General features: G+C 71.0%; 12 protein-coding genes. 2 read left to right on the top strand and 10 right to left on the bottom strand.

Annotation, left to right across the window (positions count from 1 at the left end):
• Nucleotides 1-56: 56 nt before the first annotated feature.
• Together AC068D_RS26240 and AC068D_RS26235 are read right to left on the bottom strand one after the other, a co-directional pair.
• Nucleotides 57-629 carry an ATP-binding protein gene (locus tag AC068D_RS26240; RefSeq protein ID WP_478825511.1) on the bottom strand — a complete coding sequence of 191 codons (573 nt, stop codon included), beginning with the start codon at nucleotides 627-629 and terminating at the stop codon, nucleotides 57-59.
• A gap of 291 nt (nucleotides 630-920) precedes the next feature.
• Nucleotides 921-1,253, bottom strand: coding sequence for a hypothetical protein (locus tag AC068D_RS26235; protein ID WP_478825510.1), 333 nt, complete (start codon nucleotides 1,251-1,253; stop codon nucleotides 921-923).
• Nucleotides 1,254-1,435: 182 nt separating this feature from the next.
• Here AC068D_RS26235 and cds1 point away from each other — a divergent pair, with 182 nt between their 5' ends.
• Nucleotides 1,436-2,551 (top strand): L-cysteine desulfhydrase Cds1, encoded by a 1,116-nt coding sequence (gene cds1 / locus AC068D_RS26230; protein ID WP_478825509.1) that lies wholly within the window; start codon nucleotides 1,436-1,438, stop codon nucleotides 2,549-2,551.
• A 158-nt stretch (nucleotides 2,552-2,709) separates the two neighbouring features.
• On the opposite strand, the gene AC068D_RS26225 is transcribed toward cds1, so the two are convergent.
• The 4 genes from AC068D_RS26225 to AC068D_RS26210 all read right to left on the bottom strand — a co-directional run bounded on the left by AC068D_RS26225 (nucleotide 2,710) and on the right by AC068D_RS26210 (nucleotide 5,387).
• Nucleotides 2,710-3,093, bottom strand: a complete 384-nt coding sequence (locus AC068D_RS26225; protein WP_478825508.1) for a VOC family protein — start codon at nucleotides 3,091-3,093, stop codon at nucleotides 2,710-2,712.
• A 301-nt stretch (nucleotides 3,094-3,394) separates the two neighbouring features.
• Nucleotides 3,395-3,907 (bottom strand): SRPBCC family protein, encoded by a 513-nt coding sequence (locus AC068D_RS26220; RefSeq protein WP_478825507.1) that lies wholly within the window; start codon nucleotides 3,905-3,907, stop codon nucleotides 3,395-3,397.
• A gap of 183 nt (nucleotides 3,908-4,090) precedes the next feature.
• On the bottom strand, nucleotides 4,091-4,546 hold the full coding sequence (locus tag AC068D_RS26215; RefSeq protein WP_478825506.1) for an SRPBCC family protein: 456 nt from the start codon (nucleotides 4,544-4,546) through the stop codon (nucleotides 4,091-4,093).
• 4 nt (nucleotides 4,547-4,550) lie between these two features.
• Nucleotides 4,551-5,387 (bottom strand): DeoR/GlpR family DNA-binding transcription regulator, encoded by an 837-nt coding sequence (locus AC068D_RS26210; RefSeq protein ID WP_478825505.1) that lies wholly within the window; start codon nucleotides 5,385-5,387, stop codon nucleotides 4,551-4,553.
• Nucleotides 5,388-5,771: 384 nt separating this feature from the next.
• On the opposite strand from AC068D_RS26210, the gene AC068D_RS26205 reads away from it, so the two are divergent.
• On the top strand, nucleotides 5,772-8,177 hold the full coding sequence (locus AC068D_RS26205; protein WP_478825554.1) for a hypothetical protein: 2,406 nt from the start codon (nucleotides 5,772-5,774) through the stop codon (nucleotides 8,175-8,177).
• A gap of 80 nt (nucleotides 8,178-8,257) precedes the next feature.
• On the opposite strand, the gene AC068D_RS26200 is transcribed toward AC068D_RS26205, so the two are convergent.
• From AC068D_RS26200 to AC068D_RS26185, 4 genes are all read right to left on the bottom strand, one after another.
• Nucleotides 8,258-10,687 (bottom strand): right-handed parallel beta-helix repeat-containing protein, encoded by a 2,430-nt coding sequence (locus tag AC068D_RS26200; RefSeq protein ID WP_478825504.1) that lies wholly within the window; start codon nucleotides 10,685-10,687, stop codon nucleotides 8,258-8,260.
• A 345-nt stretch (nucleotides 10,688-11,032) separates the two neighbouring features.
• Nucleotides 11,033-11,443: a hypothetical protein gene (locus AC068D_RS26195; protein WP_478825503.1), complete on the bottom strand. Its 411-nt coding sequence runs from the start codon at nucleotides 11,441-11,443 to the stop codon at nucleotides 11,033-11,035.
• 184 nt (nucleotides 11,444-11,627) lie between these two features.
• A complete protein-coding gene (locus AC068D_RS26190; protein ID WP_478825502.1) occupies nucleotides 11,628-12,452 on the bottom strand; it encodes an MOSC domain-containing protein in 825 nt (274 codons plus the stop codon).
• Between the two features lie 242 nt (nucleotides 12,453-12,694).
• The gene (locus AC068D_RS26185) at nucleotides 12,695-13,147 is read right to left on the bottom strand and encodes a DUF6643 family protein (protein WP_478825501.1); all 453 of its coding nucleotides are present in this window, start codon (nucleotides 13,145-13,147) and stop codon (nucleotides 12,695-12,697) included.
• Nucleotides 13,148-13,390 lie beyond the last annotated feature (243 nt).

Raw genomic sequence — 13,390 nt, 5'->3', positions numbered from 1 at the left:
GTCCGGCGCCTGCCCGCGTCGTGGTGCCGGTCGGCCGGTACGAGCCGGCCGACCGGTCAGCGCGTAACGGCTGACCGGACCACGGCAGGTGTACGGGGCTCGTACGAGCGTCCCGTCTCGACCGCCGCGAACGGAGCGTCCACGAGGGTGCCGCCGGCCGGGAGGGACGGACCCGCCTTCGCCGCCGCCCCGTACCCCGAAACGGCGGTGAAGGCCGGCTTGGACGCCATCGGCACCGAAGCAGGGAGCGTGAACCAGACGACCTTGCCGTCATCGCCCTTGGGCAGCACTCCCCAGCTCTCGCTCACCGCCTCTATCAGGGCGAGCCCACGTCCGGTGGTCTCGAGCGGTCCCGCTGCAGCAACCTTGGGCAGCCGCGGGTCGTGATCGTGCACCGAGATGGTGAGCCGGTCGAGCAGCAGCTCGATCTCGACCGTGCACAGTTTGTCCGGCTCGGCATGCCGGTGGACATTGGTCAGCAGTTCCGTGACGCCGAGCGCGGCATGGTCGATCAAGGGATCGAGATGCCAGTAGCGCAACTGCGCCGACACAATTCTGCGGACCTGACCGATCCGCGTGGGCAGAGCTTGAAGCTGCACCCTGCAATGCCTGCTTGCCTCGCTGATCACGGCTGCGACTCCCCGAAATAGGTCCGGAAGAAGACGAAGGAACGGATCCAGCAGTTGGCTGCCTGCTGTTTGAGCCGGCGGACTGGGTCACAGTGTAACCGCCGGTGAACCCTGAGTGATGCAGTCAAGCGTGAACCAGCAGTGACGACTTCGCAACTCCACGCACTTGCGCTTCGGCGCGGTGCACCGAGTGTCCGGCCGGTACGCGTATTGCCTCCCGCGTACGCCCCCGGGCAAGAGCAGGACGGGCCCGAGCGGTCGGCCTCCCCGTGCTTCAGGTGCGGGCCAGGATCAGATCCGGCCGCTCCCGGACCTGCGCACCGCGTCCAGGAACCGCCCCGCGAGCGCCGTACCGTCGAGGACCCGGCCGTCGTCGGCCCGGCCGGGACGGTCCATGGTCAGCCGGTAGCGAGTGCCGTTGACCGTCGCGACGGTGCTGTCGCTGCCCGCGAACCACGACTTTCCTGCGTGCACGGCGTCCACGGGTGCACTGTCGATCACGCGTCCGTAGCTGGTGAGCAGCGCGAGACGGCCGTCCGCGATGAGGACTTGGCCGGCCTTCGTCAGCGAGCGGGGCCACCGCTCGATACGCACACCCATGGCGTTGAACTCCGGCTCGTGCATGGCCGCTGCCCCCTTCGCCTGCTTCTGCACCTCAGTGTGCCCAGTCGGCCACGCCGACACCAGGGCGCGTCCCGGCGTCCCCCACAAGAAGTTGCTATGGAACCCCAAAGTCAACGTTTGTGCAGGTGAGGGGCTTATGGTGGCAGTGGGGAGTCGACCCGACAAAGTGAGGAGCGGGGCGCATGGGCACGTACCAGGCGATGGCCACCGTCGATGTGGACAGAAGTGATCCGGCCTACCGGGAGTGGCTGAAAGAGGCCGTACGGAAGGTGCAGGCCGATGCGAACCGCTCGGCGGACACGCATCTGCTGCGCTTCCCGCTGCCCGAGAGGTGGGGGATAGACCTCTACCTCAAGGACGAGTCCACGCATCCGACCGGCAGCCTCAAGCACCGGCTGGCCCGCTCGCTGTTCCTGTACGGACTCTGCAACGGCTGGATCCGGCCCGGCAGACCGGTGATCGAGGCGTCCAGCGGCTCAACCGCCGTGTCGGAGGCATACTTCGCGAAGCTGATCGGTGTTCCTTTCATCGCCGTCATGCCCCGCACCACCAGCGCCGAGAAGTGCCGGCTCATCGAATTCCACGGCGGACAGTGCCACTTCGTGGACGACCCGATGAAGGTGTACGAGGAGTCCGCGGCTCTCGCCGTGGAGTGCGGCGGGCACTACATGGACCAGTTCACCTTCGCCGAGCGGGCCACCGACTGGCGGGGCAACAACAACATTGCCGAATCGATCTACCAGCAGCTGAAGCTGGAGCGCTACCCGGAGCCCGCGTGGATCGTTGCGACGGCCGGTACGGGTGGCACATCGGCGACCATAGCCCGGTACGTCCACTACATGCAGTACGACACCAGGGTCTGTGTGCCCGACCCGGAGAACTCCTGCTTCTTCGAAGGCTGGACCCGCGACGACCCACTGGCGACGAGCGACTGCGGATCGCGCATCGAGGGCATCGGCCGCCCGCGCATGGAGCCCAGCTTCGTCCCCGGGGCCATCGACCGGATGATGAAGGTGCCCGACGCGGCGAGCGTCGCCGCCGTCCGCGCACTGGAGCAGGCCATCGGCCGCAAGGCGGGCGGATCCACCGGCACAGGACTCTGGAGCGCGCTGAAGATCGTCGCGGAGATGGTGGCCGAAGGACGCCGGGGCAGTGTCGTGACGCTGCTCTGCGACCCGGGCGACCGCTACCTGGACAAGTACTACTCGGACGCCTGGCTCGCCGCACAGGGCCTCGACATCGCACCGTACAGCGACACGATCGACCGGTTCCTCGCCGACGGCATCTGGCCGGACTAGGGTCTCTCGTTCGGATCTTGCCGGGCTCGTGTGCCCCGGCACGCACGCTCGCCGCGTCGGCGGAGGCACCGGACCCCGCTCACCGATCCAGCCCGATCCAAACAAAAGACCCTGGTGCTGTGACCGGTGGTCGGGCTGTTCGTTGAGCTGCGCTGAGGTCACGAGGACAATGCTGCCCGCTCGGATTCGGCCAGCAGCATGCAGAACTCGTTGCCTTCCGGGTCGGCGAGAACGACCCAGCCCCAGCCGTCGGGCTTGCGGTGATCGGCGACCAGGGAGGCGCCCAGCTTCAGCAGCCGCTCAACCTCTGCGTCCCGTGAGGTGTCCGGGCGCAGGCACAGATGGAGCCTGTTCTTGGCCGACTTCGGCTCTGGAACCTCGTTGAAGTGCAGGGCCGGGCCGCCGGGCAGCATGATCTCCGTCTCGTCGTCACCCGGTTCGTCCTCGGGATCCAGCGGGTGTCCGGTCACATCGCTCCAGAACCGCGCCAGTCGGTAGGCGTTCGCACAGTCGATCGCTATGTTCGTCACCGTTGAAGGCATGCGCGCGATCATGTCGCAGCGGCGACCCGCCCGCCACCGGTATATGGCGGGGATCAGGTCGCGGCCGGGTCCCCCTCTTCGTGCTCAGTCGCGCGAATGGGGGCCAGGTGGGCGGCGGCCATGGCCAGGGTGATGTGCCGGTACCAGGCCGGGTAGTGGCGTACTTGGGAGTGGTCCAGGCCGGCCTCGTTCCTCGCGGCCTGGAAGCACTCTTCGATCGCCCAACGGGCGCCGGTGGCAACAACTGCGGCTCGCAGTACCGGGCCGTCCGCTCCGGACCCTGCCGGGCGCCGCGGGTCGGTCAGGATCCGGAAGAGTCGCCCGGCCCGGGGAAATGCCCGGCCGTGGCTGCGAGGCGGCGGTCGAGGTTGCGCACGGCGCCGCGGAACGCGTGGCCCATGCCCGGGCGCGCCAGCCGGAGCGCGGCCCGGAACGGGGCCGGCCCGGCGGCGGCCATGGTCCACTGCACCCGGGTGCCGGATCCGCCCGGCGCGAGCACCCATTCCTCCAGCATGGCCGTCACACCCGGGACGTTGGTCCTGTCGATGCGGTACGCGTACCGCAGCCCGGGGTCCGCGGCCACGACCGTCTCCTGGAAGCGGACACCGCCGACCAGCCGGACGTCCCGGCCACCGCCCCCTGCGGTCGGCCTGGCCGAGGTGATCGCCCCGAACCAGGAGGCCCACCCCTCCACGTCATCGGCGAGCGCACGGAAGACGGCGGACGGCTCGGCGCTCAGCCCGGCCGTGAACACGAGACGTACCGGCGCGGACCGTACGAAGTCGAGCTGCACGGGGTTCAGTCGGCGTGACATGAGGCCGTTCCTCCGGGGTGTGGGCAGCTGTCGGGGCCGGGCAACCATAGCCGCAGGGCTGTCGGAAAGGCACCACCGTGCATGCCGCGATCGCGTCGGGCACGCCTGCCCGACGGTGTCTCCGGCCCGCCACTGCGCCGGTCGGCGAATCGCCGCACCGCCGACCGATCCGGGAGCGCCCCGTCAGCCGATGCCGTGCGGCGAGCGGGGGGACAGCAGGCCGTCGACCGCGCGCCCGAAGATCCTCCGTGCCGATCGGGCCAGTACGGGGTCCAGGGCCCGGGGCAGCCGCCTCACGCGCAGCTCCTCCACCCATGTCACATGCGATCCGCCGGGACCCTCCCGTACCTCGATCTCGGCCCAGCCCAGCACGGTCCTGCCCCGTTTCTCGAGACGGCAGCGACCGGGGCGCCCCTCGCCCGGAGGCTCCCAGCGCACGATCTCCATCGGATCGTCGACGCACACCGGACCGAGCCCGGTACGTGCGACGAAGCACATGCCCGCTCCCGACCGTTCCGGCGTCAGCAGGGAGATGCTCGTCAGCGGGACACACGAGGCGTGCGCGGGCCAGTCGGTGAGCCGGCGCCATGCCTCGGCCACGGACAGCGGTGTCGTACGGACGACGCGGAAGACTGCCATGACTTCACCCCACGAAGGGCTCGGGCGGTCCGCCCGCCACCACCAGATGGGGCAGACACTCCGCGATCTCCTCGCGCGCCTCGGCCGGCAGGCCCGCGTCCGTCACGAGTGTGTCCACCTCCTCCAGCCGGGCGAACGAACTCAGTCCCACCGTCCCCCACTTGGTGTGATCGGCCACGACGACCACCCTCCGGGCCGATCGTACGAACCGCCGGTTGGTCTCCGCCTCCGCGAGATTCGGTGTCGACAGGCCCGCCTCGACCGATATGCCGTGCACACCGAGGAAGAGCATGTCGAAGTGGAGTGAACGGATCGCCTGGTCGGCGACCGGACCCACCAGCGAGTCCGACGGCGTACGCACACCACCGGTGAGCACCACCGTCGCCGCCTCGGCCCGCCGGCCGCTCGGTGTGCCCGCCTGCTGCACGGAGTGGAACACATCGGCCACCCGCACCGAGTTCGTCACCACGGTCAGATCGGGGACGTCGACGAGATACCGGGCCAGGGCGTACGTCGTCGTGCCGCCGGAGAGGGCGATCGCACTGCCCGGAACCGCCATCGCCGCGGCAGCCTGCGCGATGTCCTCCTTGGCACTCGGCTCCAGCGACGACTTGGCCTCGAACCCGGGCTCGTGCGCGCTCGCCTCGACCGGAACCGCACCGCCGTGCACCTTCTCGATCACCCCCTGACGGGCGAGGGCGTCCAGATCCCGGCGCACGGTCATGTCGGAGACGTTCAGCTTCCGGGTGAGCTCGATGACCCGCACCCCGCCGCGCCGCCGTACTTCGTCGAGAATCAGGGCGCGCCGCTGCTCCGCGAGGAGGTTCTGATTGTCGCTCACCGCCGGGGCCTGTCCTTCCTCTGTGCCTTCGCCGAATCACCGCTGTTCATCAGGTTTTCTCATCCTGCCACGGTCCGATCGCGCCGGGTGGGGGGAGATTCCGTGAGTGCCCTGCGGCGAAGGGGGTGCTTCCGCGATTCTGGTCGCGCGCCGCCGGTCCTCCCAGCAGAGAGCGAGGCCGCAGAAGTGTCCCCTGCCACCCCGGCCCCGGATCAGGCCCCCGTACCGCACGACACGGATCCCGTACCGGACAAGGACACCACCCCCGATCGGGCCCCCTCGCCGGAGCAGGCCCCGGTCCCCGAACGGGAGGCCCCGCCGCAGAGCGGTGGCCCCGCGCTGGAGCTGCTGGTCCACGGCGTCGGCGGAGCGACCCCGCAGGAGATGCTCGGCGATCCGCGTACCGTCCGGATCACCGGTGACGAGACCGCCGCCGTGTACCGGTGCCCCGGGGACGCCGACGCCGAGGAGCACCCCGAGCGCCACCGCGTCGGTCCGGTCCCCGAGGCGTACTGCTGGTCCAATCTCACCTCGGGCAACGGCGCCCGCGCGCTCTGGCTGCTGCTCCTGCCCTTCATGGTGGTCAATCTGGCGCACTGGATGCGTCCGACGACCAAGGGCCCCGCGAAGGCGGTCAGGTTCTACGGGATGCTCGTGCGCCTCGTGGCGCTGAGTCTCACCGCGCTGCTCACCGCCGCCGCCTGCGAGGTGGCCCTCGATCTCACCGCCTGGCAGTGCGCGGGCTCGGCTCCCTGCTCCGCGGAACGCTCCTGGCTGGGCTTCCTCTCCGCCGCCAACGACGGCTGGTGGGCACAGCCGGGCCGCCGCCTCTCGCTCGCGGCGCTCGTTCCGGCCGGGCTGGTGGGCCTCCTCTGGTACCTCTCCAACCGCACCTGGAGCGCCTACGAGTCGCAGCGACCCCCTGACACCACCACCGCGAACGCGGGCCGGGACGGACGGGAGGCGGCGGCCCCGGCCGAGAACGCGGCGGAGGCGAACTCCGCAGCCGCCCGGCATTCCGCCGCGACGGGGCAGTCCGGTGCGAGCGGAGCAGGCGCGGGCATGGAGGACGGCACCGGGGCCGCCTGCACCCCGGCCGGAACCGGCACCGTCGATACCGGCACCGGCGGGCCGGCCGTCCGTCCCGCACTCGGCCGCCCGGGGTTCTGGTACGGACGGCGCATCGTCGCCCGGCTGCGTGCCGCCCACACGGCCGCCGGCTTCCTGGTCGTCGCCGCAGCCGTCACCGGGGCCGCGGCCCGCCACGACCGGGGCGGTGATGTCCTCGCGCTCGACATCGTGGGCCGGGCACTCGAGTCGTTACTCGCACTCGTCGCGGCAGTCGTCGTGGCGGTCGTGTTCCGCCGGGGCCGCAGTGAGAAGGTCACCGACAACCGGATCGACCGAGCCGTGGTCGGCTGGCTGCCCGGCGTCTGCCTCGCCCTGCTCGCACTCGCGATGCTGTACGCCGGCTGGTCACGACCTGGCTGGGTCTCCCACGGCACTCTTCCCGGCGACACCGCATTCCGTGTCCTCGCCCTCGCCCAGGGCACCCTGATCGTCGCCCTCACCGTCACCGCGCATGTCCTGAACCGCCGTGTCCGGCACGCCCGCACCGCCATGCGCGGCATGGGCGGTCCTGCCGTCGCGCTGCTGGCCTGTGCCCTCGGTGGTGTCATCACCGGTGGTGTCGCCCAGCGTGTCGCCGACTGGCTGGACGGGCCCGGCACCCCCGGGACGGGCCGGGGGACGATCGTCGGACCGCCCGTCCTGCTCAGCTGGCAGGCGTCCGTCATTCCGGTACTGCTGTTCCTGTTGCTCGCCCCGCTCGCGGCCCTCGGCGCAAGGACATGGCGCACCGCACGGGCCCTCGCCCACGAGGTCGAGCGGGAGTACCCCGACGAGCACCCCGACGGGGTCCGTACCCGTCGGATCGCCGGCACCAGGGCGAGAGCGGGACTCACCGACGCAGCCCCCGTCGTGATCGGCATCCTGTGCACGGCGACCATGCTGCTCGGTGCCGGTTCGGTGGCCGGAGCCTGGGCGAGCGGCGAGGTACCAGGGGAGACCTTCGAACGGGCCCATCCGGTCGTGGAAGCCGCGGCGGATGCCGCACAGACGCTGGGTTCATGGCTGATCGGGCTCGGCTTCATACTCTTCGTCACCTGGGGCAGGCGGGCGTACAGCGACGCGTCCGCCCGCCGGACGATCGGCATCCTCTGGGACGTCGGGACGTTCTGGCCACGGGCCGCGCATCCTTTCGCCCCGCCCTGTTACGCCGAACGTGCCGTACCCGACCTCACCTGGCGGATGGCCTCCTGGACGGACAGCACCGGCGGACGCCTCGTCATCTCCGGTCACTCGCAGGGCAGTGTGCTCGCCGCAGCGGCGGTCTGGCAGCTCCCGCCCGCCACCCGGCGCCGCGTCGCCCTGCTCACCTACGGGTCACCGCTGGAGCGGCTCTACGGTCGCTGGTTCCCCGCCTACTTCGGGCCCGCCCAACTGCGTGCCCTCCACCAGGAGCTGCACTGCTGGCGCAACCTGTGGCGGCACACCGACCCGATCGGCGGGCCGCTCCTGGTACCGGCCGAGGACGGCAAGCCGGAGGTCGACCGGGAAGCCCTCAAGGACCCGGTCGTGTACGGGCGTACGGACAGGCATCCGCTCCCCGAGCCGATCCTCGGGCACTCCGACTACCAGGCGGATGCGGCCTTCGCACAGGAGCGCAAGGCGCTGCTGGACCGGCTGCCGCCCGCACTGCCGCAGCAGCGGGGCCGACCGGGCCGCTGACCGGTGCCGGGGAAGCCGGGGAACCGAACACGACACCGTGGCCCGCGGCCGCCCCGGCAGCGGGCCTGCGCCGGCCCGCTTCAGGGCAGTTCGGGCAGGTCCTCCGGATGCAGCAGGGTCAGATCGTCGGTGCTGGTGTCGGTGAGCCCGGCGACCCGGCCCGCGTGCCGCTCCACCATCGACTCGAAGGTCTGACGTGCGGTACGGCCGTTGCCGAACGCGGGCCCCTTGGGCAGAACGGTGAAGTACTTGCGCAGTGCCTCGGCCGTTCCGTCGGCCAGCCGGTACTCGTGCTCGTCGGCCTGCTGCTCCACGATCCGCAACAGCTCGTCCGGGACGTAGTCGCTGAAGGTGATGGTGCGTGAGAAACGGGATGCCACACCGGGGTTGACGGTCAGGAACCGCTCCATCTCCGCCGTGTATCCGGCGACGATCACCACGACGGCGTCCCGGTGGTCCTCCATCAGCTTCACCAGCGTGTCGATGGCTTCGCGGCCGAAGTCACGCCCGGAGTCCTCGGGGGAGAGTGCATAGGCCTCGTCGATGAAGAGCACCCCGCCCCGCGCCCGGTCGAACGCCTCCTGCGTACGGATGGCGGTCGAGCCGATGTGCTCGCCGACCAGGTCGACCCTGGACACCTCGACGAGATGCCCACGCGGCAGCACCCCGAGCGACGCAAGGATCTCGCCGTAGAGCCGTGCCACCGTCGTCTTGCCCGTGCCGGGGGAGCCCGTGAAGACCAGATGCCGGCGCACGGACGCCGCCTTCAGGCCTGCCTCCTGCCGCCGTCTGCCGACCTCGATCATGTTCGTGAGCGTACGGACCTCACGCTTGACGCTCTCCAGGCCCACCAGCGCGTCGAGTTCGCCGAGGACATCGGTCGGTGTGCGGACGGGGGCGGCCGCCGAAGCATCGGAAGAGGCCGGGAGCGAGGACTCGGCCCCGGCGACGCGCTGCCCGGGGATCGAGCCGAGCAGTCCGGGGGAGCGGTCGGGCTGGGCAGCCGTCAGTACCGCAGACGCCGGCTGGGACGTCGGCCGCACTCCGCTCTCGTCGCTCGTGCAGTCGTCCACGACCAGGCCCTCTTCGGGGAATTCGTAGCCCCCTCGCGCACACCGCTCGGTGCGGCAGCGCGTCAGCGTCGTACGACAGCCGTCCATCACGTGGAAGCCGTAGCCGGCGCTGCCCGTCACACGGCAGCCGTGGAAGGTACCGCGGCCCTCCGCGGAGACGTAGAAACCCGCCTCTGCGGGCGAGGTCACCGTGCAGCGCTCGATCGAGGGGTCCGCGCCCTTCGTGACGATCACGCCCGTCTGCGCCTGGTCGATGGTGCAGTTGCTCAGTGTGCCGCCGCTGCCGTGGTCACGGAACCAGGCGCCCGTGGACGCCTCCCGGATACGGCAGTCGTCGAGCTGGGCCGTGGCACCGTCGCTCACCGACACCGCCGTGTTGCGCACCTGCGAGAGATCACTGTCGACGACATCGGCCCGCGAGCCGCGGTCGAGGACGAAGAGCGCGTCCGGAACATCGTGGACCCGGCACGAATCGAGGACGGCGGTGGCGCCGTCACTGACCCACACCGCCGGATAGTCGCCCGTACTGTCATGGATCTCGCACTGGTTGGCGTCCACGCGGGTGCCCGGGTCCCATACCGACAGGCCATTGCGGCCGAACCGGCGCACGGTCGACCGGGTGAGCGTGAGCACCGAACGGGAGCGCAGGTCCACCGCGTTCTCGGGAATGTCGTGGATGTCGCAGTCCGAGAGCGTGAGCACGGCGTCCGTGTCGAGCGTGATGCCGTCGGAGGAGGTGCGGTGCACCTTGGAATCGGTGAGATGGGCCGTGGCACGTGACGCGATCTGCACACCGGCGCCCTTGATCTCGTACACCTCGCAGCCAAGGGCCTCCAGCGCACTCGCCTCGCCGGTGACGCTCAGCCCGGCGCCCGAGGCATGGTGCACCGTGCAGCGCTCCAGCCGGGGATGGGCACCCCCGCGAACCGAGACGCCGGACTGCCCTGCCGAGACGACCTCGCACTCCTCGAACACACCGCCCGCGCCGTCCAGTACGGCGATCCCGACCCCGGCCGGATTGTCGACGGTGCACCGTCGCACGGTCGGCCTTGCCGCGGCGCGCACCTCGATGCCCGCCGCGGACCGGGTGACGATCCGCAGATCCGACAGCTCCGGAGTGCCGTCCTCCACGAGCAGGGCCGGGGCCGCGGTGTCCTGCCCCTCGATGTGGAGGTCCTGAACGGTCGCCGATGCGCGCACGGTCAGGGGTACCCCGTCGGTCGGGGCGATCCGCACCGACCCGGCCGAGCCTTCGGTCCCGCGCAGGGTCACGGCCCGCTGCACCACCAGGTTCTCCCGGTAGGTCCCGGGGGCGACGGTGAGGATGTCACCGTCGCCGGCGGCCTCGAGGGCTGCGGCGAGGGAGGCGTACTCGCCCGTGCGGCGCCGCCACCGCGATGTGCCGGTGTGCGTCACCTGGACCGTGCCCTGTGCCATGGTGCTGCTCTGCCCCCACCTCGTCGGTTGCCTGCGGTCGCATGCTGCGCCGGCGTCGCACCACCGTAGCGCGCGCGAAGGCCGCGAGTTGACCGGTCAGCCGCCCGTGCCCGAACGGCTCCCGTCGGGACCGGCTTTCGTCCGCGTGCGGTCGAGCCGCGTGTACCGCCGCTGCATCAGCCGCCGTACGAACGGGCGCCTGTCTGCTTCCCCCCACTCCTGACTCTGCGTGCCGTCGGCGGTGACCGGACCGGCTTGCGGCGCGTCCCGTAGGGCGCTTCGCCGGGTCGCCACCGGCGAGCACCACAGAACCCCGCGCCCCCAGGGCGGTCACATGGGCCGGCCTCAGGATCTGCCTCGTTCATCCGTCCGCATCCGGAACGTAGCCCCGGGGCTTGCCGTTCGGCCGCTCGCCGCAACCGTGCCGGAGCGCCGGCTGCCGTCCGGACCCGTCCCCTCGGCGACGACCATCCGACGCCCCCCGGGCACCGCGGTTGTCGCCGGTACGCCTTCGACGCTCTGCCCCGGTTTCGGTGCAGTACGCAGGACGTGTGCCGTCGTGCTGTGCAGCCCGGTCCGCCGCCCGGACTCGTGGAGGGCGTCGTCGGCCAGCGCGCCGCCGAGCCATCCGACGGCCGGCTCCGCGATGGTCAGCAGCAGCAGGGCGGTCAGCGCCACCCATGCCTCGACCAGACCGGCTGCCCGGCACGGGCGATGGTGTCGCCGGCGTCGCCGGATCCCCGTGATCGCTTGCACGACTCCCCACCCCCTCGCCCGTCCGTCACCACCCTGTACGGCACGGCCGGCGCGGGTGTTCAGTGGACCGGAGCATTTCGTCGCCGCGCCGTTCGTGCCGTCGGTGACCGTTCCGCGGCCGTCGGCGGACCGGGCCGCAGCGGCGGATTGTGCCGAGGCGGCGACGGTGGTGCGACGGGGCGGCTCAGCCGAGGATGCGTACCGGATCCCCGACCCGCACGCTTCCCGTGTGTTCCGGAACGAGGTTCTGGCCGAACACCAGCCGGTCCCCGATCCGGTGGTGCCGGGCGAGGGTGCGCAGCGGTTCCTTGCCCCGCGCCGCCGTCAGCTGGTCGGTGGTCGTCACCACGCACCTGCCGCAGGGTTTGGCCACGCGAAAGCGGACGTCGCCCACCTGGATGCGCCCCCAGTCGTCCTCGGCCCAGGGCGCGGTGCCGTCCACGACGAGGTTGGGCCGGAATCGGTTCATGGGCAGCGGCCCCTCGTCCGGATGGCTCCCCTGGGCGATGAGGGAGTTCAATGCGTCGAGGGAAGCGACCGATGTGACGAGCAGCGGAAACCCGTCGGCGAACGAAACGGTCTCACCGGGCAGGGCATAGGCGGGATCGACAGGACGGCGGTTGGCCGGGTCGTCGAGATGCATCAGCCGCACCGGCGCTCCGACGAAATTCCCGAACCAGCCGTCGGAGGCGGCGCCCACGGGCACCGCCTCCACCTTCTCCCCGAAGAGCTCCACGACTGCGGTGCCCACCGGCTCGGGCACCGTCACCGTCAGCGGCGGCTGTCCCGGTGCGGACAGCCGGACAGAGTCGTCCGCCGACTGCTCGGCGGAGACCAGCGCCAGCCGGGCGTGCTGGCGCTGTGTCACGGCCCTGCCCGACGCATCGACCAGCATCCATCGGCGGTCACCGGTGAGCCCCCACGGCTCCACGACGGCCGAATCCGGTGCATAACCCGCGACGGACTTGACGGGATAGATGTGGACGGAATGCAGCACGGGACCAGGCATACGGCCATCCTGCCAGCCGCACGTCCCGGCGGCCGGGCAATGCCGGGGCCCGCTCGGCCCGCTCGTCACCCTGTCCCCAGGGAGCGATGCGGGGAACGGTCCGTCAGCCGACCGGTGGTCGGCCGCCGGGCACTGCCCACCGTCCGGTGTGATGTCCAGGGCCTGTCGTTTGGATCGTGCCGGGCTCGCGTGCCCCGGCACGGACCCCGCTCACCGATCCAGCCCGATCCAAACGAAAGAGCCTAGTACCCGCCACCCTGGTACGGGCGGTTGTACGGATCTTCGTACGGAGCAGGGGTGGGCATGGGGCGCGGCGCCGCGGCCGGACGCATCGCCTCATAGCCGGTCGCCACCGGTCGCTGCATCGGTCCCGGCTGGGCGCCCGGGTAGCCACGGGGGCCGGCGGGCTGTTGCGGGATGTACGGCGCGGCGGCCTGCTGCAGGGGAACGGGGTGCGGCATCTGCTGCGGGTATCCGTACGCAGGAGCGGGCTGCGAAGGGGCCGGAGGAAGGGCGGGCAGGGCCGCGGGCAGCGCCGGCATGTAGCTGCCGACGGTGTCGTACGCGGAAGGCACTCGGATCGGTGCGATCTGAGGCGTGCCCCGCTCAGCGACCAGGGAGTCGTAGATCGGGGTGTCGGGGAAGGACGGCGCGGAGTAGTAACCGCCGCCGTAGGTGGAGCGGGGGGAGGTCATGGCACATAAGTTAAGCCCACGATGTGCTGGTTGGGGAGCCCGATAAGAGGGTTGTTTGACGTGTTACCCGTGACCGTGGATCCCCAATGCGAGCGAATCTGTTAAAAACGGTCGCCCTGAAGTATCTGGATCATGTAAAGGGCAAGCTGAGAAGGGGTTACCCACGGGTCGCCGGGGTTGCCGGCACGACTCCGGCGCTAGGTTGGCGCCACGGGAAACGCCCGGGCACGAGGACGCGCGATG

This window comes from Streptomyces sp. NPDC043861 (genome assembly GCF_056435905.1).
The sequence above is the reverse complement of the archived record's forward strand: the minus strand, read 5'-3'. Positions and strand labels throughout refer to the sequence as shown.

Excerpts from the sequence above, each read along its gene's own strand:
- AC068D_RS26215 (WP_478825506.1), bottom strand. The coding sequence starts at position 4,546 with ATGGCAGTCTTCCGCGTCGTCCGTACGACACCGCTGTCCGTGGCCGAG.
- AC068D_RS26200 (WP_478825504.1), bottom strand. The coding sequence starts at position 10,687 with ATGGCACAGGGCACGGTCCAGGTGACGCACACCGGCACATCGCGGTGG.
- cds1 (WP_478825509.1), top strand. The coding sequence starts at position 1,436 with ATGGGCACGTACCAGGCGATGGCCACCGTCGATGTGGACAGAAGTGAT.
- AC068D_RS26235 (WP_478825510.1), bottom strand. The coding sequence starts at position 1,253 with ATGCACGAGCCGGAGTTCAACGCCATGGGTGTGCGTATCGAGCGGTGG.
- AC068D_RS26185 (WP_478825501.1), bottom strand. The coding sequence starts at position 13,147 with ATGACCTCCCCCCGCTCCACCTACGGCGGCGGTTACTACTCCGCGCCG.
- AC068D_RS26225 (WP_478825508.1), bottom strand. The coding sequence starts at position 3,093 with ATGCCTTCAACGGTGACGAACATAGCGATCGACTGTGCGAACGCCTAC.
- AC068D_RS26205 (WP_478825554.1), top strand. The coding sequence starts at position 5,772 with ATGCTCGGCGATCCGCGTACCGTCCGGATCACCGGTGACGAGACCGCC.
- AC068D_RS26220 (WP_478825507.1), bottom strand. The coding sequence starts at position 3,907 with ATGTCACGCCGACTGAACCCCGTGCAGCTCGACTTCGTACGGTCCGCG.
- AC068D_RS26190 (WP_478825502.1), bottom strand. The coding sequence starts at position 12,452 with ATGCCTGGTCCCGTGCTGCATTCCGTCCACATCTATCCCGTCAAGTCC.